The organism is uncultured Phascolarctobacterium sp., assembly GCF_905212365.1.
In the GTDB taxonomy this organism is placed as follows: domain Bacteria; phylum Bacillota; class Negativicutes; order Acidaminococcales; family Acidaminococcaceae; genus Phascolarctobacterium_A.
This window is the reverse complement of sequence record NZ_CAJMEH010000021.1, coordinates 1-21742: the sequence shown is the minus strand read 5'-3', so window position 1 is coordinate 21742 and position 21742 is coordinate 1. Positions and strand designations below refer to the sequence as shown.

Here is a 21742-nt window from a genome sequence, read left to right as displayed (position 1 = left end):
CAATTCAAATAAAAATTTTAGCGGCCATTACCTTGCTCAAGGCAACGCGCGCATCCTTAACGCTGACGATCAAATTACCGTCAAATTCGCTCACCACAGTAATCGCTGCGCCCACAACAAAACCCATACTTTCCAAAAAGCGCTTGGTTTCTGCCTTGCCATGCACCGCTGCAATGGTATTTATTTCTCCGCGTCTTGCCATCAGTAAAGGCATCATCTTTTCCTCCGTCTAAAAATGTCAGCACACGCTAACCGAAATTTAAAAATTATGTAGTTAGGTGTTCCTAACTACTGCAATAAGTTTACACTTGCTGGAAATTTTTGTCAAGGGAAATTTGTCAAATCCAAATACTAATCGTTAATTTACGTTAGCTTATGCTGATGTTCTAACTGCTAAAATAAATGAGCAAAGGGCCGACGCTTAGCGCCGGCCCAAACTTAATTTGCCAGTTTCAATTTATATTTTCTTATACAGAATGCGGATAGAATTCAATACGCACAGCAGGGATACGCCGGTATCGGCAAATACCGCCGCCCACATGGAAGCGTAGCCCATCAGGCCGGCAACCATAATGATAACCTTCACAGCCAGTGCGAAGATAACATTCTGCCAGGCGATAGCGCCCGTAGCGCGGGCAATAGCGATAGCCTGAGGAATAGCCTTAACCTCGGAGTTCATGAACACAACGTCCGCAGCTTCGATAGCAGCGTCCGCGCCGCTGCCCATGGCAGCGCCTGCGTCCGCACCGGCCAACACCGGAGCGTCGTTAATCCCGTCGCCGACGAACATTACCGGGCCGTACTTATTACGCAGCATATTGAGCTCGCTCAGCTTATCCTGCGGCAGCAGCTGTGCGCGCACCTCGTCGATGCCCGCAGCGGCGGCCACAGCCTCGGCCTCCTTCTGCGCGTCGCCGGTCAGCATAGCGGTCACTAAGCCCTGCTTCTTCAAAGCGGCGATAGCGTCCTTCGCGTCCTCCTTCAAGGTATCGTTAATCAGCAGCTGGCCCATATATACCTTATTATCGGCTACTAAAACCTCGCTGCCGCTGGCGGCAGGAGTATAACCGCCGTAATTAACGGCAAAGCGTTCCAGCAGCTTGGCATTGCCGCACAACACACGGCGCTCGCCAAAATAAGCGACAAGGCCCTCGCCTGCGATTTCCTCAAATTTATCAGGACGCACCAGCGCCATTTCCTTACCCTTGGCAGCCTCAACTATGCTGACAGCAATGGGGTGAGTGGATACCAGCTCGGCGCTGGCCGTCAGCTTCAGCAATTCGTCTTTATCGATACCTTCGGCAGCGTTAACCTGCTGCAAAACGAAATTACCCTTAGTAACAGTACCGGTTTTATCCATAACTACAGCGGCAATGTTCTTCAAAGCCTCCATAGCTACGCCGCCCTTGAACAAAATGCCGTATTTGGAGCCTGCGCCGATACCGCTGAAGAAGGCCAGAGGCACGCTCAGCACCAAAGCGCAGGGACAGCTGATTACCAGGAAGGTCAACGCGGTATAAATCCATTTTTCCCATTCGCCGGTAATCAAAGAGGGAACAACGGCAGTCACCACTGCTGCGGCTACTACAAAGGGAGTATAAACACGCGCGAAGCGGGTAATGAAGCGGTCGATGGTCGGTTTGGAAGCGGCGGCGTTTTCCACGCTGTCCAGAATGCGCGTTACCATGGATTCGGACAGAACCTTTTCCACGCGGATTTTCAGCATGCCGCTGGTATTAACGCAGCCGGAAACAATTTCATCGCCGTAAGCGCGTTTCACAGGCACGGGCTCGCCCGTTACCGGGGAAGTATCAACCAGGCTTTCGCCCTCGACAACTACGCCGTCCAAGGGAATACGGTCGCCTACGCGCACCAGCAGGATATCGCCTACATGAGCGTCCTCAGCCGGAATCACCTTTACTTCTTCGCCTATCAGCAGGTTGACAACCTCCGGACGCATATCAACGGCGTCCATAATTTGTCCGCGGCTCTTTTCTACGGCGCGCTGCTCGAAATATTCGCCCACGCGATAAAAGAACATTACGCCTACAGCCTCTTCCCAGGCCTGAATGGCAAACGCGCCCAAGGTAGCCACAGTCATCAGGAAGTTTTCGTCAAAGACGTTGCCCTTAGCAATATTTTTCAAAGCCGTCAGCACAATGCGCCCGCCCAGCAAAATGTAGGCGAAAATCAGGCAGTACATATGATAAGCTTCGGGAATCAGCCCTAACCATTCGGTAACGATAAAGACTGCGCCGCCCAAAACAATTTCGATTAAGGTTTGCTTTTCGCTGAGAGAAGAGAAAATACCGCCGGCCTTCTTGCGTTCCTCCAGCTCCGGCGCCAGATTCGGCTTCGTAGCGGCCTCCACCAGTACCACGCCTTCTTCCACCTTATCGGTCACAGCCTGCATCTTAGCCAGCAGGCCGTCATAATTCTGCGCCTTAACGCGCAGCTTTTTAGTAGTGAAGGTCAGCACTGCGCTTTCAATTTCCGGCATAGCGGCTAAAGCGCGTTCAATCTTAGCGCCGCAGTTAGCGCAGTCCAGATTCTGCACCAAATAAACGCGGTCGCTGCCCTTGCTCAAGGTAGGCCGTTTATCGCGGGGCACTACCTCTACGTCGGATTCGATAGAAGTACAAATTTCCTGAATGACCGGCAGCAAAGCGTCATGGTCGGCGGCGCTCAAGCGCAGCTGCTTAGTTGCAAAGCTAATGTTAGCATAGGTAACTCCCGGCAGCTCCTTGATTTTGTATTCCATTTTAGCGGCGCAATTAGCGCAGCCCAGATTCTTCAAAATATAAACGCGCTTTACCTTATCGGCGTCCGGCATCCGGCAGGTGCAGTTAGCCAGGCTTTCGCCGCAGACGTCGCAATACTCCTCATGCGGATGGCAGATTTCACACTGGCAATCGTCGGGATGTCCTGGCACATGATGGCTATGGCTGTGAGCATGCTCATGGCCGTGGTCATGGCCGCAGCCGCACTCGTCGTGATGATGCTCTTCGTGTTCGTGCGCGTGACCTTCATGCTCATGACCGTGGTCGTGGCCACAGCCGCACTCGTCGCCATGGTCGTGATGATGTTCTTCATGTTCATGCGCCTGTCCACAGCAGCAGTCGGCGCCATGCTCGTGATGATGTTCCTCGTGCCCATGGTCATGGTCGTGACCATCGCCATGGGTGTGGGTGGGTACATGCCCCATAGTTTCATGATTATGGTCCTTGCCGCAATGACCGCAGGTGCAGCCGTCAGGATGCTTGCTATAATCTTCAGCGCCGGTAATATGCCCGTCGACATGACGGAAGGAACGCACATCGCCGGAGCCGATACGCACGTCTTCTAAATCGCGAACTTCTTTCTTCATTATATATACCACCTTTCTTCTCGGTTTTATGTGAGTACTTATTCATATGTTTTGTCAAAAATAAACTGAAAGCCAAGACTTTTGCATCTGAACTTTCATCGCTTATAGACCTATTATAACACATGAATGAGTATTCATCTATACCTTTTTGAAAAAAATTTTAGGTTGGGTACGGCGTAGACCGTACCCAATATGGAGATGAAAAGGAAATATTAATCGAACAAGTGGCAAGCCACCCAATGTCCATGCTCAATTTCCCGCAAAACCGGTTTATTTTGCAGGCAATGCTCAGTGCAATGCTCGCAGCGGCTGGCAAAGGGACAGCCCTTGGGTAAATCCAATGGGCTGGGAATCTCGCCCTCCAATGGCTCAATCTTATAATGCTCGTCGGCAGCCACCTTGAATACGGCTTTCATCAAGGACTTAGTATACGGATGCTTGCAATGCTCGCCAATGCGGCCTGTTTCCATCCATTCTACTACGTTGCCCAAATAAAGCACTGCCACCTGATGGCACATCAAATCCACCAAGCCCAAATCATGGGCAATGAACAGATAAGTGATGTTCTTTTCTTTTTGCAGCTTGCACAGCAGCTCGCAAACCTTTTCCTGTACGGAAACGTCCAAAGCAGAGGTTGCTTCGTCGCACACAATAATCTTCGGCTCCAAAGCCAAAGCGCGGGCAATCCCCAGGCGCTGGCGCTGACCGCCGGACATGCTGTGCGGATAACGGTCCTTAAAGGAAGCAGGCAGCTCTACCATTTCCAAAAGCTCGGCAGCCTTAGCGTCTACTTCGCTGTTTTTAATCATACCGAAGTTTTTCAAGGGCTCGGTTAAAATATCTTTAACCAGCATCTTCGGGTTAAAAGCGGCGTTAGGGTCCTGGAACACCATCTGAATCAGCTTACGGTTCTGACGTTTTTCTTCGCCTTTAGCCTTTAAAATATCCTTACCGTTAAAAATTGCCTCGCCGGAGGTAGTGGACTGAATGCCCAGCAGGCAGCGTACCAAAGTGGATTTGCCGCAGCCGGATTCGCCGATAATACCCAAGGTGCGGCCCTCAAAGGCGCGCAGCGTAATATTATCGCAGGCAGTTAAAAATTTACCGCCGTCCACAGGGAATTTTTTGGTCAGGTTATTGATCTCCAATACGACCGGCGTACGTTCATAGGATGCAGGATTATTCATAGTAGCATTTACCTCCTATTACAGGTACTGCGGCCAGCAGGGATTTAGTATAATCCGTCTTAGGATTGCTCAGCACATCGTAACGGCTGCCGCTTTCTTCTACGCGGCCGCCCTTCATAACCATAATCTTATCGGACATATAGCTTGCTACGCCCAGGTTATGCGTTACGATAATTACGGCAACGCCGAACTGATCGCGCACATCAATAATTTGACGAATGATCTGCGCCTGTGTGGTTACGTCCAAAGCAGAGGTAGGCTCGTCAGCCATCAGAATTTTAGGCTGGAACACCATAGCCATAGCGATACCAACACGCTGGCGCATACCGCCGGAAAGCTCGAAAGGATAGCTGTTCATAATATTGTCCGGATTAGGCAGGCGCACATTGGTCAGCATAGCGGTAGCCATTTTATACGCTTCATCCTTGGATTTTTCAGGCTGATGGGCTTGAATATAATCGATAAACTGCACGCCGATACGACGAATAGGATTGATCATATTGCCGCTGTCCTGGAAAATCATGGACATTTCCGTACCGGAAAGCTTACGCCAGTCTTCCTTAGTGTTTTTCAGCATATCCCGGCCTTCAAAGGTGATGCTGCCCTTGCTTACATGACCAGCACCGGGCAAGCAGCCCATTGCGGCGCGGATAATGGTTGTTTTGCCAGAGCCGGATTCGCCTACGATGGAAAGGATTTCACCTTTATCCAATTCTACATTGGCACCGGTTACGGTGAGCCTGTCACCGTAACTGATGTCCAAATCTTTAATTTCAAGAAGCATGTAGCGATACCTTCTTTTTCAAAGATTTACAGAAGCCGCTTATTGAGCGGGTTTAATTTCTTTGGTCAGCCAGTAGTAGTCGCAAGGCAGAATTTCTGCATCAGTAACGGTCTTACTGGAAACCATATTGGTCTGCGGATGGCCGAATACCAGGGAAGCAGCGTCGTTCATAATAATCTTTTGCAGATCGATAACCAGAGCGCGGCGTTTAGCAGGATCGAATTCTACGCCCAATTTGTCGGAAATTGCATCAAATTCAGGATTGCTGTAACCGGTACCGTTTTGCTCTTGACCGGTCTTCAGGTACATGTTCATGAATACTTCCGGATCGCCGGCCTGCAGGCACAGTACGTTGGAAATCAGCAGATCGTATTCGCCGCGGCGGCCAATGCCGTCCAGCACGTTATAGTCTACGTTCTTCAGGTTTACTTTAATGCCAACCTTCTTAGCGTCAGCCTGGGTAGCTTCAGCATACAGAGGCAGTTCTGCACGGCCGCTGTAGAATACGAAGTCCAGCTCGAGGTTCTTGCCGTCTTTATCAACAAAGCCGTCGCCGTTAGTATCTTTCCAGCCAGCTTCTTCCAGCAGCTTTTTAGCGCTTTCAACATTGTATTGGTTGGGATCCTCTTTATAGAGTTCAGCATAACCGTAATCTACGGAAGGAGGCAGGTACGGACCGCCGGGAACGAAAGTATCTTTCAGCAGGACCTTATTATAGGTTACGCGGTCCAGGCTGCGCAGCAATGCCTGACGAACCTTCAGGTCGCCCAACGGACGCTCAGGTCTTACGTTCAGACGAGCCAGTACGTCGCGCAGGGAAGCGATTTCAGAAATGTTGAATTTATTTTTGTCTTTGAACAGCTGCAGGTCACCGGCTGCAATATTGATAGCGAAGTCGATCTCGCCTTTTTGCAGAGCCATTGCACGGGTGTTAGGATCGTCAATGGTCAGGATATCAACCTCTTTAAACGGTACTGCGCCATCCCAGTATTTTTCATTACGAACCATTTCTGCTTTAGCCTTGCTGTAGGTCTTTACAGCGTAAGGACCGGTGCAAATAGCGCCTTGTTTAGCGGTGTCACGGTCTTTAATAGTAGTGGTATCGACGATGATGAACAGCGGATCGCCCAGCATACCCGGCAGAGTCGGTACAGGTTTCTTAGTTTTGATGATTACGTTTTGGCCTTCGCCCTTGATGGACTCATATTCAAACATGGATTTAGCGCGCGGAGCTTTTTCAAAGGTACGCAGGATGGAAGCAGCTGCAATTTCACCGGTCAGCTTATTGCCGTTAGAGAAGCAGGCCTTATCGTTAATGTGGAAGGTCCAGGTCAGCTTGTCGTCGGAAATCTCCCATTTATCAGCCAGCCACGGAGTGGAATTCATTTTCTTATCGAATTTAACCAGGCATTCGCCCAGGCCGTAACGCATTACAACCCAACCGAAGTAGTTATCAGTGGTTTCCAGAGAGTCGGCGAAGTTGGTAACGCCCATCTTGACTACTTCTTTCTTTTCGGCTTTTTTATCGCCGCCACCGCAGCCTGCTGCTGCAAATGCCAGTAAACCGATCATAGCTGCTGCTGCGCTAACTTTGAATAATTTTTTCATAAAGACACTCTCCATTTCTTTACTCATTAAAAAATTTTTAAGATAAAAAATTTAAAACTTTATTATTCCTGGGCGTCATTGCGAGGATCCAAAACATCGCGCAGATTATCGCCCCACAGATTAAAGATAACGACGGTTACGAAAATTGCCAAACCAGGGAAAATCATCAGCCAGGGAGCTGTTTGCAGTTGCTGGCGGCCTTCGTTCAGCATCAAGCCCCATTCAGGAGCAGGCGGCTGGCTGCCAAAGCCCCAGGCCTGCCAGTTCCATCATCAGCGCGCCGATATCAGCCGCTGCGGTAACTACCATCATCGGCAGAATGTTAGGCAGAATGTGAATCCACAAAATATGGGAAGGACTGCCGCCGTTTACGATAGCCGCATCAACGAAGTCGCGGCGTTTAATTTTCATAACCAAAGAACGTGCCAGGCGCGCATATTTTGTCCAGCTTACGATGGTCAAAGCGATAACGGCGTTAACCAGACTGCCGCCCATAATACCGGCAACGGCGATTGCCAGAATCATGCCAGGGAAGGAAATCATCATATCGGAAATACGCATGATGACCATATCCACCTTACCGCCGAAATAACCGGAAAGCACACCCATGGTAGTACCAACGATGAATACACTGGCTACCAGGAAAAGTACTCCGCTCAAGGAAGCACGAGCGCCGTAAAGCACACGGCTGAAGCAGTCGCGGCCCAATTTATCAGTACCGAAGAGATGCTGCAAGCCGGGCTCTAAGAAAGCGTCCTTCATCGTGGCTTGAGTCGGGTCGTAGGGAGCCAGTACAGGTGCAGCTACGGCAATCAAAAGCAAGGCTAATACCAAAATACTGGTAATGGCAAAGGCCCGATTATGTTTAAAACCGTTGACTAATGTTTCCATGCCCTTACCTTACCTTTCTTAGACGCGGATCAAGATAGTTATAGGACAGATCCACGATCAAATTGATTACCATATACATCAAAGCTATCCAAACTACGACGCCTTGCACAAGCTGGAAGTCGCGGTAGGTAATAGCTTCGATAGCCAGACGACCAAGGCCCGGCCAGGAAAATACCATTTCAATAACTGCGGCGCCGCCCAAAAGGTTACCTAGGGACAGGCCCAGCAGCGTAATCAACGGCAGCATAGCGTTAGGCAGAACCTCTTTCCAGAGGATGTGGCTTTCGCTCATGCCGCGGGCGCGGGCGCCTACTACATAGTCTTGGTGCAGCTCTTCCAGAATAGCAGTGCGCACTTGGCGCGTGTACTTGGAGGCCATAGCAATCGCCAGTGTAGCCGCCGGTAAAATAATCGTGTCAATGCCGATCGTACCGCCGACAATGGGCAGCAGATCCAGCTTCAGGCCAAAAACCCACAGCAGCATCAAGCCGACCCAGAAGCCCGGCATGGATACGCCCATAAAGGTAAATGCGCGGACAATATTGTCAACCCAGCCGCCGCGCTTTACTGCGGAATAAATGCCCATGGGAATGGATACTACCATCATCATTACCAAAGACGCTACGGACAGCAAAATAGTGCCGGGCAACCGCTCAAACAGCTCTTCCACCACGGGCTTTTTAGCCATAAAGGAAAAACCAAGGTTGCCTTGCAAAGCACGTCCCAACCAATCCAAGTATTGGAAGAAGAAAGGTTTATCCAAGCCTAATTCTGCGCGCAAAGCGTCGATTTCAGCCTGGCTAACGATAATATCCTCGTTGCCCGCAATCATCTGGCGGGCAACATCGCCAGGCGCCAACATTACCAAAGCGAAGGTAATAAAGCTGATACCCAGCAGTACGAGGACGATCTGACCTAAGCGGGCCAGAATTTGCTTTTTAGTCAAAGCGCATCATCTCCATACATAAAAATAACCTTCTCCGCTTGCAGCAGAAAAGGTATATAACATAACGTGCACTATTATGCAATATATTTCTGTCTCAAGCGGAAATATATCAAACTGAGGAAGAGGTCTGACTTGCGCAAAGGCTTCACAGTGGCTGGACCGTTACGGATTTGCACCGTATTCCCATTTTATCTCCGTTTATTTAGAGACAACCTCAGCAGATTTAATAATTTTATTATTATCGTAAAGCGTCCTATTGACAAAATTTACGCTTAACGCTTTGTATCTATAATAGCACTAATTCTCAATAATTGCAATAGCTGCGCCATTTTTTTGTCTACTTTTTGTCTAATGTGTGACTTTTCTCCTTAAACCCGGCAAATAGCATAATAAAATCACCGATTGTGTAAACATAAAGCACAAAAGTGCCACCCAAAGCCCGGAATTCCCCCACTGGGGGACCAAGAAGTACTGCGTCAAATAAAATACGCCTAAAGCCAGCAGCATCATATTGCGTATAGGCGCAGTATAGGTCGCGCCGCAGAACACGCCGTACAGCACCATGCCGATACCAGCGCAGACCGGATAAAACAGTACGTAAATATCGTAAGCTTTCGCTGCGGCAATAACCTCCTCAATGCCTGTAAATAAGCGGATGCAATAATCACTGGTCAAATAATAGCCGCCCATTAAAAGCACCGCCAGCACAGCCAGCCACTTATAAGTAACGCTAATCGTTTCGTTAAATAATTGCTTGCTGCCGGAGCCCACCGCTCTGCCGGAAAAAATCGCCGCGCCGTTGGCCATGCCGTCGATAAGATAGCTCATTATGTCCTTCAGCTGCAAGAGCACGGCATTGGCAGCCAGCACCACCGTTCCCAGCGACGCGCCTACGGCGGCTATAATATTATTTACCGTCAGCAGACAGGCAGTACGAATCATCAGATTAGCGTTCACCTGCAGCATGCCGACAAAGGTACGCCAGTCCAGCAGCTCGCCCCAGGGCAGGCTGCCGTAATCAAAATCACCGTAAATATACATCAGCAAAGCGCCTAAGAGCCCGCCGTACAGCTGGCTCAACAGCGTCGCCAGCGCTACGCCCGTAATATCCATATGCAGCCAAAAGACGAACCAAACGCTCAAAAACATATTAAGCACATTCATAGACACCTGCATAAAGACGCTAGCCCGCACTCGCGTCTGGCCCATCAGCCAGCCAAGCGCCACATAATTGAAAAGCACCAGCGGCGCGCCCCAAATCAAAATATAATAATATCTGCGGCACAGCTGGTTGACCTCCGGCGCAGCGCCGATCATACCCAAATATAAATCCACAATGGGGTTCTGCAGCACGATGCAAAAAAAGCTTATCAGCAGCGCCAGCACCAGCGGCTTAAAGAAGGCCAAAAGCCCCAGCCGCTTGTCCGCCGCGCCAAAGGCCTGAGCCGCATAGCCAGTAGTGCTGACGCGCAGAAAGCCGAAAAGCCAATAAAGATTGTTAAACAAAATTGCGCCCAGGGACACCGCCGCAATATATTTAGGGTCGGGCAGCTGCCCCATCACCGCCGTATTGACCGCGCCCATCAACGGCTGAGTCATAGTGGACAGCATAAACGGCACTGTTAGGCCAAGATATTCTTTATCAGTCAGCAAACGCATTACACCACGCCTCTCTTATTGGAATATTATTTTATTTATAATTAGCTCTTGTGTGAAAAGATTATCACATGTTATAATATTTGGCAAGAGAGAAAATATGGCAAAATACAAAACAAGGAGCTATAATAATGTCTGACACCATCAACGTATGCGGCCTGACTATTGAAAGAGGTCAAAAACTGCGTACCTTTTTACCTGTCCCCGACACTCCGGTAAAAATCCCTATCACTATTATCAACGGCTGCGAGGACGGCCCTACTTTACTTATTACCGCCGGCATCCACGGCGGCGAATACCCTGGCATCGCCGCAGCTATGGAGTTGGGCCGCGATATTGAGCCCAGCGACCTTTTAGGCACGCTCATCATGATGCACCCGGTAAATATCCAGGGCTTTTGGGCGCGCCGGGAAATGATCGTTCCTGAAGACGGCAAAAATTTAAACCGCGTGTTCCCCGGCGACCCGCTGGGTACTCTTGCTGACAAAACCGCTTATCTCATCAGCAGCAATTTCTTCCCCATCGCCGATTTTTATGTGGATATGCACAGCGGAGATATTCACGAAAGCCTGCATCCCTATGTGTACTACCCCGGCCAGCCCACTCCGGAGGTGGAGAAAGCTTCCCGCTCCATCGCCCGCGTACTGGATATGGAATACATGGTGCGTTCTCTGGCTACGGGCGGCGCTTATAATTACGCCGCCAGCACCGGTCTGCCGTCCATTCTTATCGAGCGCGGCGGGGCGGGACTGTGCCTGCACGAGGACATCGAAGCTTACAAGGACGATGTGCGCAATATTCTGCGCAAGCTGAAAATGTTCTCCCTGCCTGTTAAGCCGCGCCGCCACAGCCCCCGCGACGTAGAAAACCTCATCTACCTGGAAGCGTTGGAAACAGGCTGCTGGCTGCACCACATTCACAGCGGCGACTTCGTAGAGGAAGGCCAGGTTTTGGGCCGCATTACCGACGTTTTCGGCAATACTCTCACCACCTACTACGCAGAGCAGACCGGCGTTATCCTGTATGTATGCCCCGCGCTGGCTTCGCCCAAGGGCACTATTCTGGTGGCCTATGGCACACTCAAAGAATTTGACGACGAGGACTAAAAATTTTATACACGCATAGCAAAAGGGCTGCTGTTCCTGGACAACGAACAGCATCCCTCTTAATTTATGAATTTATCTAATGCAGGGGTGTGCATTAAGCAGCTAAAAGCCTTCAAAAATAATCTCTATACAAACAAATTACAGGAATACTTTAATTTGCGCCAAAATAAGAGCTGTAAATATTTTTATACTCTCCGCTACGACGCAGCTCGGACAAAGCCTTGTTCATAGAAGCGGCCAACTCGGCGTTATCCTTGGCCACCGCAATACCTATTTTATCGGACAGCAACTCTTTTTCATCGGCAAACATTACCTTATTGCCATAACCATGGGTGATGAAGAAGCTGGCGGATACGGATGAAACTACGGCGCAGTCTGCCAGGCCCTCGCCCGCAGCCTTCAAAGCGCTTTCCACATCCTTCACCGGCAGCAGCTTAGCTGCGCCGTTCTGCTGCGCTAAATCAGCGGCGTAGCTGCCTTCCTCCACAGCCACGGTCTTGCCGCTCAGGGTGCATTTAGCGTCCGCCTTCTTCGCCACTACGATGCGATAGCTGTCCTCAACATAGGGGTCTGTAAAGGCAACCAGCTTTTCGCGCTCGCTGGAAATCGTCATTCCGGCGATAGCGGCGTCATATTTTTTCTCATTAAGCCCGGTCAGGATATCCTTAAAATCAACATTGATATACTCGACCTTTTCGTAGCCCATTTCTTTCGCCAAAGCGTTCATCAAGCCAATATCAAAGCCGGTATGCAGCTTGGTTTTCTCCTGATAATATTCAAAAGGCGGGAAATTGGCGTCCGTTGCCACCTTAAGAATCTTACCGGCAGCCGGCGCTTTAGGAGCGCTGCCGCAGCCAGCCATGGCTAAAGACAAAACTACGCAAAAAACAAGCAACAATAATTTTTTCATCAGCAATTCCTCCATTGTTACTTAAATTTTTGTGAGAGTGTGCGCATTTCTGCTATGCCTTTATTATAACGTATTTTGCCAACATGTCAATATCCGTTCACATATTCTTGCTTTTCTTTTCAAGGATTACTGAACACTATCGCCAAAGTGTTCAACAAAAGGGAGCCTTTTTACTTTCAAAAAAACGAATTGTCGCGCCGTAATAATTATGGTATTATATAGTTAGCTAATACGCTTAGCCTGATTAGGCTGGTTAGCTTGCAGGAGGTGTTTCACATGACTCAAGTAAATATGATGGAAGCAAAAAACGATTTATCTAAATTGATTAAAATGTTAGAAACAAAGCAAGAAGACGTCATTTTTATCGCTAGAAACGGCGAAGCCATAGCCCAAATTACTTTAATTCCTAAAGAAACTATAGCAAAACGCATAGGAGTGGCAGAAGGCGTCTTTAAAGTTCCCGCGGATTTTAAAAAATGGGATGCAGAAATAGAAGAAATGTTTGAGGATACTATATGAAAATTTTATTAGATACACATATTTTACTTTGGGCAATTACTAATGATATTCAACTGCCAGAAAATGCAAAAAAAATGATTCTGAACGCAGATAACGATATCTTTTTCAGTACCATTTCGGTATTGGAAGTGCAGTTAAAACATATAGCTCATCCTGATTCTTTACCAATAGATGGAGAAAGATTTTTAAACTACTGTAAGCAATCCGGATTTGCCATGCTTCATTTAAAATGCGAGCCAATCTTCTTGCTGAAAACCCTAGAAAGATATCCTGGACGACCACCTCATAAAGATCCTTTCGACAGATTATTAATTTGCCAGGCAATTGATGAGAATATGATATTTGTTACCCATGATAACCTCTTAGGAGATTATAATGTGCCAAACATCATAAAGGTTTAAAATTAAACACTATATTTAATTTTTAGATACAACAAAAGTGGGACGGCTCACGCCGTCTCTTTAACCTTACCTTTATTTCAAATATTATAGCGTTTAACTCAAAATAATCCAAACATCTTCTTTACTTCATCAATAGAGGCAATACGAATACTGGATAATTCTTTTACCGCCGCCACATCCTGTCTTTTTTCAGCAAGCTCTAACGCATTTGCAAGCTTATTAGCGGCAGCAGGTGTTTTTATAACTATATTTTTCAAAATGCTTTTAGTAGCCATTTTATAATTCCTCTATGAATCTTTAATAACTTCTTCAAGAGCTAAAAATTCCGCTACTGTCATACATTTAGGATGTTCTATTTTCAAACTCAAAAAATCCTTATCGCCTGTCAAAATAATATCCACGCCAAAAATAATCGCAGCATTTAATATCGGTTGATCTTTTGCATCACGTATCAACTTTTCCACATGCTTTACTGCCGGAATTAACTCATAAGCCATTTCTGCAAGCAAAGACTCGGCGGCAGGTAAGTATTTAGGCGCTTTTCGATTTAAAATCTCTCTTAATTCAGCAATATTTTGATCACATAAGACTGTTTCATGACGCTGAGCAATATGCAGCAAAGCTAATGCCGGTTTAGAACGAGGAAAAAGTAATGCTGAAAACAAAACATTTGTATCAATCAATATTCGCATACTACTTTCCTTTTCCATAACGAATTTCATTCACTAATTCCTGAACCTCGTTTTCGTCGGCTACGCCCATGGCTCCAGCGGCTCCTGAAAAAGCAGTTTGAGCGTTAATTATTGCGCTGGCAGAAGCATTGCGTATTACTATCTCCCCGCTTTGCTTTTGAAAGAATAAAATTTTATCTCCAGATTTTAAGCCCAGTAACCGTCTTATTTCTACTGGCACGGTAATTTGACCGTTAGCAGATATTTTGGCTAAATTCATAAAAATCACCCTTTCCCTTGAAATCTAAAGAAAGCTTGAGGTTTACTTATAGTATATCTTAAATCACCAAGAAAAGCAAACCTTCTCTTGTACACACAAAAAAAGCAGGACTGCTGCGCAGTCCTGCTTTTGCTATTTTGTGCTGTATATTTAGAGTAAAAGTTGAAAATTAGAAAGTAATTTGCAGACGATTCCAAATTACGCGGTCAGAAATGTCGCTTTCTTTGCCTTCCAAATCATAGTAGTCAATATTGTAAACTATATTCTTAGCCAAAGTTACAGTGCCGCCTACGCCGTAGCCCTTGAAGCCTTCGTTATAGTAAGATTCCCAGTCGCCCGTCTTCATGGTATGAGCGATAGCAGTGCCAACGCCTTGATCATAGTATTTTGCCCACAGGCCCCAGCTGCCAACTTTATTTTTGTTAGCGCCTTTATAGTCCAAACCAATTACATAACCGTCGGTATCGGCATTTGTGTATGTTTTATCACGGAAATCACTAGAACTCAAATCGGAGTGCAGATAAGTAGCAGACAAATTAAGATCGCCAAATTTATATGCTGCGCTTACATTCCAAACGCCATTGTCTGCGCCATCTTTAGTATTAGCAGCATGATATTCATTATTGCCAACAGCAGACCAATATTCATCCTCCGTGCCAGCATCATGCGCTGTCCACTCGGCATCCTTAAATTGGTCGTAGCCTGCACTCAGAGATAATTTGCCAATCTTGCCGGAAATATTTGCGCCCCAGAACTCATTGAAACCATAGTCAGTCGGTTTGCCATAATATGCGTTTACTTTTACATCTTTGCCGTAGGTCAGGCCGACATATTCTGCATAATCATCGTACAGATTGCCATCAGCCAAATAAATGAGAGCCTTACCTGCGATAACATTAGCGCCGCCCAGCTTACCTTCTACATAAGCCAAATTCAGTTTAGTAGTTTCATCGCCACTATCATTTCTAAAGTCTTGGTTGTTTTCAATACGAGCGGTATAAGACCAATCATCGTTAATCTGGCCATTTAAGAACAAGCGGGTACGCAAGCGGTTCATAGCCTGGCTCTTGCTGCTCAAAGCGCCATCACGGTGAGCATATTCATAACGAATCTGCCCGGTAATCTTTACATTATCAGCTTTCTTTTCCAAATTAGCAACACGCACACCCAAGGTGTCCAGTTCGTCGGCAAATTCAGCGGCCAGCTTATCTACGTTGGCGCCTCTTGCCATAGCTTTGGCAACGATTTGAGCCATTTCATAACGGGTCATCAGCTTGTCGCCGCCAAAAGTAGCGTCGCCGTAACCATCGATAACGCCTGCTGCTGCCAACTTATTCACACTGTCATAAGCCCAGTGACCAGCAGGAACATCGCTGAACGGATTGGCTGCATAAGCGGAAGCGGTAACGCCCAATGCCATGGCCATAGCCAATACTAAGGATTTTTTCATGTTCATCACACTCCTGTAAATTATCGCAATAAAAACTATTAAGCACGAAAGTTTTTAACGCTTAACCGTTCTTAACAGAAATTATTGCTAGCTGTATTATACTATACCTTGAAAATTATTACAAGTAACTTTTTACATAAATTTCACTTATGCTCTCTTAAGCAATCCTGTTAGTTAAACAAAAATTGCCATTTCTGCCACACACTGACATAAATTTTTCGCTATAATAAAGGTAGAAACAAGGCGGCAGGCCTGCCGCCCGATACGAGGAGTTGATATTATGGCTATACTGCACGCTGACGCCGCCCAATTCCGCCAAATGCTGGCGGAGGGCAAAACCTTTCTGGCCGATTTTTACGCCCAATGGTGCGGCCCCTGCAAAATGCTAGGCTATGTGCTGGAGGATGTGGAAAAGCAAATGGGTCGGCGAATCGATATTGTCAAAATCGACATCGACCAGGAGCCGCAGCTGACGGAAGAAATGGATGTTACTATTATTCCCGGCCTGTTCTTTATAAAGGAAGGGAAAATCGCCTCCCGCTACACGGGCTTTCTGCCATTGGAACGCTTGCAGCCGCGGCTGGAAAAGCTTTTAGGCAGCCAGCCGCCAACGGAGCCCGCCCCCGCCGCCAACTATGACCTGATTATTATCGGCGGCGGCGCCGCAGGACTGACGGCGGCCATTTACGCCCGCCGCGCCGGTTTGAAAATTCTGGTACTGGAAGCCTTTGCTCCCGGCGGCAAGCTCATCAAAACCTTTGAGCTGGAAAACTGGCCGGGACTGAAAAACGTCAACGGCTCCCAGCTGGCCTACGATATTTACGAGCAGGCCATGGCCTTGGGTACAACTTATTTATACGAAAAGGCCGAAGCCATCACCCAGGATGGCAGGCTGTACCGCGTCAGCTGCGCCAGCGGGCTGCAGTTCAGCGCTCCGGCGGTTATTATCGCCACCGGTACGGTAGAACGGCTGCTGCATATTCCCGGCGAACAGGAAATGATCGGCCGCGGCGTCAGCTTCTGCGCCGTCTGCGACGCCGCCTTTTACCGCGACAAGCCGGTTATTATTATCGGCGCAGGCAATTCTGCCTTTGAGGAATCCCTGTACCTAGCGGAATTTGCTTCCCACATCACCATTCTGGCCCGCAGCGATAAATACAGCGCCGAACATATTATTCAGGATAAGGTCGCCGCGCATCCTAAAATCACCGTGCTGCCCTGGCGTATTCCCCAGGAAATACTCGTTGAAAATAATCGCGTTGCCGGCGTGCGCGTGCTGAACAAAACCACCGGCCAGGAAGAAATTTTGGAAGCCAAGGGCGTTTTCCCGTATATCGGCGCCGACCCGGTAACGGATTTCTGCCGCCAGCTGGGCATTACCAATCAATACGGCTATTTGGCGGTCAATAACGATATGTCCACTGCCGTGCCCGGCATCTTCGGCGCGGGCGACGTGTGCGACAAGGTGCTGCGGCAGGTGGTGACGGCTACCAACGACGGCGCTATCGCCGCGCAAAGCGCGATTAAATATCTGCGCGGCTAATAAAATATTTTAGAAGCACATAAATAATTCAGAAATTTTGCTTGACAAAGCTTTTGCTAACCGCTTATACTACAGATAATCTCTTTGCACTGCGACAATTTGAGCTACAGTACAAACTGATCAGGCGGTAAACCTGCAAGGGTTTTTGCAGCCGGGCCCCCTTGGGGCAGCAGACAGCGCTTCAACGTCTGTGGGACAGTTAATTACTATTCCGCAGGCGTTTTTTCTATGCGCGCCTGCCTGTTTGCAAAGACCATTGCGGCTGGCAATGCCAGTCCCTGATATCAAGGAGGTTTTATTATGAACTTTAGCAACGAAGAAGAACGTATCGCCATGGTAGTATCCTTCAACAGCATCGTCGCCAATCTGGCCCTGTCGCTGGGCAAGCTGGCAGCGGGTTTCATGTCCCAATCCGCCGCTATGATTTCCGACGGCATTCATTCTGCATCCGATGTTTTCAGTACCTTTGTGGTGATGGCAGGCGTTAAGCTTTCCAACAAGGCGTCCGACGCCGAGCACCAATACGGTCACGAGCGCATGGAATGCGTGGCCGCCATTATTTTATCCGTCATGCTGACGCTGGTAGCGCTGCTCATCGGCTACAGCGGCTATGAAAAGGTTTTTGTCGCCGACGCCTCCGAGCTCGTCGTTCCGGGACAGCTGGCGCTGTGGGCCGCGCTGGTTTCCGTCGTAGTTAAAGAAGCTATGTTCTGGTACACGCGCAGCGCCGCCAAAAAGGTTAATTCCGGCGCTTTGATGGCCGACGCCTGGCACCACCGCAGCGACGCCTTATCCTCCGTTGGTTCCTTCGTGGGCATTTTAGGCGCGCGCATGGGCTTCCCCGTGCTGGACCCCATCGCCAGCATGGTCATCTGCGTCATGATTCTTTACGCCGCTTACGAGGTTTTTAAGGACGCTATGGAAAAAATGGTGGACCGCAGCTGCGACGAAGAAACCACGCAAAAGCTGGAAGCGCTGGTAGCCCGCGTGCCCGGCGTGGAGCATCTGGACAGCCTGACCACCCGCATTTTCGGCAGCCGCCTTTATGTGGACGTAGAAATAAGCGTTAAGGATAATCTTTCCCTGCTGGCGGCTCACGCTATAGCCGAAACCGTACACACAGCTATCGAAGCAAATTTCCCATTGGTTAAGCACTGTATGGTCCACGTCAATCCTGTCAGCGAGGAATTCCATGAGCGCTGCCCGCTGCTGCCGCCGGAGCTGCGCCCCAACAACAGATGATTTTAAGCAAGCACAAAACCGAAAGGCCCTTGAAGCGAGAGCCTTTCGGTATTTTTATTTTCCGTCTTTTGCATAAAAAAATCCTGAAGGCCAGCTTGAGCTAACCCTCAGGATTGGCAAACGATATATTCTATTTCATAACTACGTCGATCGCGCCGTTTTGCAGGACAACCTCTGCCTTGGAGCCGTTTTTAATTTCACCGGCCACAATCTTGCGTCCCAGAATATTTTCCACGGTGTGTACAATGAGGCGTTTTAACGGACGGGCGCCAAAAGCCGGGTCAAAGCCTGCCTGCGCCAGATAAGCCACAGCCTCGTCCGTAGCGGTCAGCGTCAGCTCCAGCTGCTTGTTCAGGCGATCGCCCAATTCATGCAGCACCAGCTTAACGATATCCTTGATCTGCTCGGCCTGCAGCGGCTTAAATACCACAATATCGTCCACACGGTTTAAAAATTCCGGACGGAAGAAATTCATCAGCATTTGCTGAATTTTCTCCCTGTCCATGCTGCCCTGGTTCTTCATAATTTCGCTGCTGCCCAGGTTACTGGTCATAATAATCAGCGTATTCTTAAAGTCCACGCTGCGGCCCTGTCCGTCGGTCAAACGGCCGTCGTCCAGCACCTGCAGCAGCACGTTGAACACGTCGGCGTGAGCCTTTTCGATTTCATCCAGCAGAATTACGCTGTAGGGGTGACGGCGCACAGCCTCGGTCAGCTGACCGCCCTCGTCATAGCCCACATATCCCGGAGGCGCGCCGATCAGACGGGATACGGTGTGCTTCTCCATGTATTCGCTCATATCGATGCGCACCATATTGCGCTCGTCGTCAAACAGCACCTCGGCCAAGGTCTTAGCCAGCTCAGTTTTGCCGACGCCGGTAGGCCCAAGGAAAATAAAGGAACCGATAGGACGGTTGGGGTCCTTAATGCCTGCGCGGGCGCGAATAACGGCCTCGCTGACGGCCTTAACGGCCTCGTCCTGACCGATAACGCGGCGATGCAGGATTTCCTCCAGATGCACTAATTTATCGCGCTCGCCGCTGCCCAAACGGGAAACGGGAATGCCGGTCCAGGTGCTTACTACTCTGGCAATATCCTCCTCGTCCACTTCTTCCTTTAATAATACGTTATCGTTGCCAGCCTCGTCCTTGCGGGACAGTGCGGCCAGCTCCTTCTGCAAGGCAGGCAGGCGGCCGTATTTCAGCTCGGCCAGCTTGTTCAGGTCATAGCTGCGCTCGGCCTGCTCCATCTGCTGCTTAACCTCGTCGATTTCCTTTTTGACCTCGCGCACGCGGGCGATAGAAGCCTTTTCGGCGTCCCAGCGCTTAACCAGCTCGTCGTTGGCCTGACGCAGCTTAGCCAGCTCCTCGTTAATTTTTTGCAAGCGCTCCTTGGAGGCGTCGTCGTCCTCCTTGCCCAAGGCCTGCGCTTCAATTTCCAGCTGCAAAATGCGGCGCTTGCTTTCGTCCAGCTCCGTCGGCAGGGAATCTATTTCCGTGCGCAGGCGGGCGGCGGCTTCGTCGACCAAATCGATGGCCTTATCCGGCAGGAAGCGGTCGTTAATATAACGGTTGGAAAGCACGGCGGCGGCCACCAGTGCGGCGTCCTTAATTCTTACGCCGTGATGCACCTCGTAGCGCTCACGCAGGCCGCGCAGAATGGAAATAGTATCCTCCACGCCCGGCTCCTTGACCATCACCGGCTGGAAGCGGCGCTCCAAAGCGCTGTCCTTTTCAATATATTTACGATATTCGTTCAGCGTAGTAGCGCCAATGCAGCGCAGCTCGCCGCGCGCCAGCATGGGCTTTAAAATATTGCCGGCGTCCATCGCGCCTTCGGCAGCGCCTGCGCCCACGACGGTATGCAGCTCGTCGATAAACATAATAATCTGGCCTGCGCTATCGCTGACAGCCTTCAGCACCTTTTTCAGGCGCTCCTCAAATTCGCCGCGGTATTTAGCGCCGGCCACCAAAGCGGCTAGGTCCAAAGCGTACAGCGTCTTGTTCTTCAGGCTTTCAGGCACGTCGCCCGCTACAATGCGCCGCGCCAAACCCTCGGCAATAGCGGTCTTGCCGACGCCAGGCTCGCCGATAAGTACCGGATTGTTTTTCTTGCGGCGGCTCAAAATTTCTACCACGCGGCGAATTTCCTCGTCGCGGCCAATAACCGGGTCCAGCTTGCCGTCGCGGGCCTTCGCAGTTAAATCCTGACCATATTTTTCCAAGGTTTTTTTCGTCTCGTCATCAGCTGCGGTATTTTGATACTGCATATAAGCTGCCTCCACTTTCTTTTTATCGATACCATACTTGCGCAGCAAGGCCACAACGTCGCTGTCGCCGTCGCCGGCCAGCGCCGCAACCAGCGCGCCCACAGTAATTTCCTGCTGGCTCTGATTGATAATAGCCATTACTCTGGCAAAGCCGGTGCCCATTACCAGCTGGCGGTCCTGCCCCTTCACGCCGGGAATCTTCTGCACTAAAGCCTTAGCCTCTTTAGCAAAAGCGTTCTCGTCGATGTGCAGGCTTTGCAGCAAATATTTAAAAAAGCCGTCGCTGCCGCACAAAGCGGCCAAAACATGGGCGCAAGTCAGCTCCTGATGATAATTCATCACGGCCTGCTGCTGCGCCGCTTCTAAAATCACCTTTACCTCTTCGCTATAGCGTTCATTCATATCGATAACCTCCTCTATACCCTGCGGCAGGGTCAGCCCCGCCGCTTTCTTTAAACTCCTTACACTTGATATTATAACAGCAAAAGTCAAAAAGTCAAATAATAAACCTTGTTAAATTCGTGAAATATTTGCCTATTTTTCTTGACAATGTTATATGAGTGTGTCACAATGGAACATGCTTTTTAGCTATAGAGGAGGAAGATATTATTATGTCACCTACATCCCTGCTCAGGGGTACTGCTTTTTTGCTTTTACTGCAATGGATATCCACGGTTATCATCAGCGCTATTGGCCTGCCCTTTCCGCCTTCGCTTTTGGGAATGCTGATTTTGGCGGCACTGCTGTGCGGCAAAATTATTCCCGCATCTTCCATAGAAGGCGTCTGCGATATTCTTATTTCTAAAATGGGTATGCTCTTTTTACCGGCGGGCGTCAGCGTCATTCTTTACGCCGACGTTATCAGAGCCGAATGGCTGCCGATACTTGCAACCATTATTACCGGCAGCCCAG

At 49.1% G+C, this 21742-nt stretch carries 19 protein-coding genes, 1 pseudogene and 2 riboswitches; of the genes and pseudogenes, 6 read left to right on the top strand and 14 right to left on the bottom strand.

Features of this window, described 5'->3' with window-relative positions; all coding sequences use genetic code 11:
- Window positions 1-4: 4 nt before the first annotated feature.
- The 8 genes and pseudogenes from QZ105_RS05080 to QZ105_RS05040 all read right to left on the bottom strand — a co-directional run bounded on the left by QZ105_RS05080 (window position 5) and on the right by QZ105_RS05040 (window position 10442).
- Window positions 5-217 (bottom strand): FeoA family protein, encoded by a 213-nt coding sequence (locus tag QZ105_RS05080; RefSeq protein WP_293728769.1) that lies wholly within the window; start codon window positions 215-217, stop codon window positions 5-7.
- A 240-nt stretch (window positions 218-457) separates the two neighbouring features.
- The gene (locus QZ105_RS05075) at window positions 458-2833 is read right to left on the bottom strand and encodes a heavy metal translocating P-type ATPase (protein ID WP_366935988.1); all 2376 of its coding nucleotides are present in this window, start codon (window positions 2831-2833) and stop codon (window positions 458-460) included.
- 746 nt (window positions 2834-3579) lie between these two features.
- Window positions 3580-4554 carry an ABC transporter ATP-binding protein gene (locus QZ105_RS05070; RefSeq protein WP_293728767.1) on the bottom strand — a complete coding sequence of 325 codons (975 nt, stop codon included), beginning with the start codon at window positions 4552-4554 and terminating at the stop codon, window positions 3580-3582.
- Window positions 4547-5338: an ABC transporter ATP-binding protein gene (locus QZ105_RS05065; RefSeq protein ID WP_293728766.1), complete on the bottom strand. Its 792-nt coding sequence runs from the start codon at window positions 5336-5338 to the stop codon at window positions 4547-4549. Before QZ105_RS05065 ends, QZ105_RS05070 begins: the two co-directional genes overlap by 8 nt.
- Before the next feature lie 39 nt (window positions 5339-5377).
- Window positions 5378-6946 carry an ABC transporter substrate-binding protein gene (locus QZ105_RS05060; RefSeq protein WP_293728765.1) on the bottom strand — a complete coding sequence of 523 codons (1569 nt, stop codon included), beginning with the start codon at window positions 6944-6946 and terminating at the stop codon, window positions 5378-5380.
- 62 nt (window positions 6947-7008) lie between these two features.
- A pseudogene (nikC, locus tag QZ105_RS05050) lies at window positions 7009-7837 on the bottom strand (nickel transporter permease).
- A 4-nt stretch (window positions 7838-7841) separates the two neighbouring features.
- Window positions 7842-8783, bottom strand: a complete 942-nt coding sequence (nikB, locus tag QZ105_RS05045) for a nickel ABC transporter permease (protein ID WP_293728762.1) — start codon at window positions 8781-8783, stop codon at window positions 7842-7844.
- Window positions 8784-8883: 100 nt separating this feature from the next.
- Window positions 8884-9015: riboswitch (cobalamin riboswitch) on the bottom strand.
- A gap of 116 nt (window positions 9016-9131) precedes the next feature.
- Entirely contained in the window at window positions 9132-10442 is a 1311-nt protein-coding gene (locus QZ105_RS05040; protein ID WP_293728761.1) for an MATE family efflux transporter, read from the bottom strand.
- Window positions 10443-10570: 128 nt separating this feature from the next.
- Between QZ105_RS05040 and QZ105_RS05035 the strand changes: the two genes are divergently transcribed.
- Window positions 10571-11545: a M14 family metallopeptidase gene (locus QZ105_RS05035; protein ID WP_293728760.1), complete on the top strand. Its 975-nt coding sequence runs from the start codon at window positions 10571-10573 to the stop codon at window positions 11543-11545.
- Window positions 11546-11696: 151 nt separating this feature from the next.
- On the opposite strand, the gene QZ105_RS05030 is transcribed toward QZ105_RS05035, so the two are convergent.
- Window positions 11697-12455 (bottom strand): transporter substrate-binding domain-containing protein, encoded by a 759-nt coding sequence (locus tag QZ105_RS05030; RefSeq protein WP_293728759.1) that lies wholly within the window; start codon window positions 12453-12455, stop codon window positions 11697-11699.
- A gap of 276 nt (window positions 12456-12731) precedes the next feature.
- Here QZ105_RS05030 and QZ105_RS05025 point away from each other — a divergent pair, with 276 nt between their 5' ends.
- Together QZ105_RS05025 and QZ105_RS05020 are read left to right on the top strand one after the other, a co-directional pair.
- Window positions 12732-12974, top strand: coding sequence for a hypothetical protein (locus tag QZ105_RS05025; RefSeq protein ID WP_293728758.1), 243 nt, complete (start codon window positions 12732-12734; stop codon window positions 12972-12974).
- Window positions 12971-13375, top strand: a complete 405-nt coding sequence (locus QZ105_RS05020; protein ID WP_293728757.1) for a type II toxin-antitoxin system VapC family toxin — start codon at window positions 12971-12973, stop codon at window positions 13373-13375. Before QZ105_RS05025 ends, QZ105_RS05020 begins: the two co-directional genes overlap by 4 nt.
- Window positions 13376-13473: 98 nt before the next feature.
- Here the strand turns inward: QZ105_RS05020 and QZ105_RS05015 are convergent, their stop codons facing one another.
- From QZ105_RS05015 to QZ105_RS05000, 4 genes are all read right to left on the bottom strand, one after another.
- Complete coding sequence (locus QZ105_RS05015) at window positions 13474-13650, bottom strand: hypothetical protein (protein ID WP_293728756.1); 177 nt, start codon at window positions 13648-13650, stop codon at window positions 13474-13476.
- Between the two features lie 12 nt (window positions 13651-13662).
- On the bottom strand, window positions 13663-14097 hold the full coding sequence (locus QZ105_RS05010; RefSeq protein ID WP_293728755.1) for a putative toxin-antitoxin system toxin component, PIN family: 435 nt from the start codon (window positions 14095-14097) through the stop codon (window positions 13663-13665).
- The gene (locus tag QZ105_RS05005; RefSeq protein ID WP_293728754.1) at window positions 14069-14326 is read right to left on the bottom strand and encodes an AbrB/MazE/SpoVT family DNA-binding domain-containing protein; all 258 of its coding nucleotides are present in this window, start codon (window positions 14324-14326) and stop codon (window positions 14069-14071) included. The genes QZ105_RS05010 and QZ105_RS05005 overlap by 29 nt, the downstream gene beginning before the upstream one ends.
- Before the next feature lie 169 nt (window positions 14327-14495).
- Window positions 14496-15776, bottom strand: coding sequence for an S-layer homology domain-containing protein (locus QZ105_RS05000; RefSeq protein WP_293728753.1), 1281 nt, complete (start codon window positions 15774-15776; stop codon window positions 14496-14498).
- Between the two features lie 280 nt (window positions 15777-16056).
- Here QZ105_RS05000 and QZ105_RS04995 point away from each other — a divergent pair, with 280 nt between their 5' ends.
- The gene (locus QZ105_RS04995) at window positions 16057-17319 is read left to right on the top strand and encodes an FAD-dependent oxidoreductase (RefSeq protein WP_293728752.1); all 1263 of its coding nucleotides are present in this window, start codon (window positions 16057-16059) and stop codon (window positions 17317-17319) included.
- 106 nt (window positions 17320-17425) lie between these two features.
- Window positions 17426-17520: riboswitch (NiCo riboswitch) on the top strand.
- A 99-nt stretch (window positions 17521-17619) separates the two neighbouring features.
- Window positions 17620-18561 (top strand): cation diffusion facilitator family transporter, encoded by a 942-nt coding sequence (locus tag QZ105_RS04990; RefSeq protein ID WP_293728751.1) that lies wholly within the window; start codon window positions 17620-17622, stop codon window positions 18559-18561.
- Window positions 18562-18691: 130 nt separating this feature from the next.
- On the opposite strand, the gene clpB is transcribed toward QZ105_RS04990, so the two are convergent.
- A complete protein-coding gene (gene clpB, locus QZ105_RS04985) occupies window positions 18692-21232 on the bottom strand; it encodes an ATP-dependent chaperone ClpB (RefSeq protein ID WP_293728750.1) in 2541 nt (846 codons plus the stop codon).
- A 209-nt stretch (window positions 21233-21441) separates the two neighbouring features.
- On the opposite strand from clpB, the gene QZ105_RS04980 reads away from it, so the two are divergent.
- The coding region (locus QZ105_RS04980; RefSeq protein ID WP_293728749.1) for a CidA/LrgA family protein at window positions 21442-21742 on the top strand (301 nt) is incomplete at its 3' end.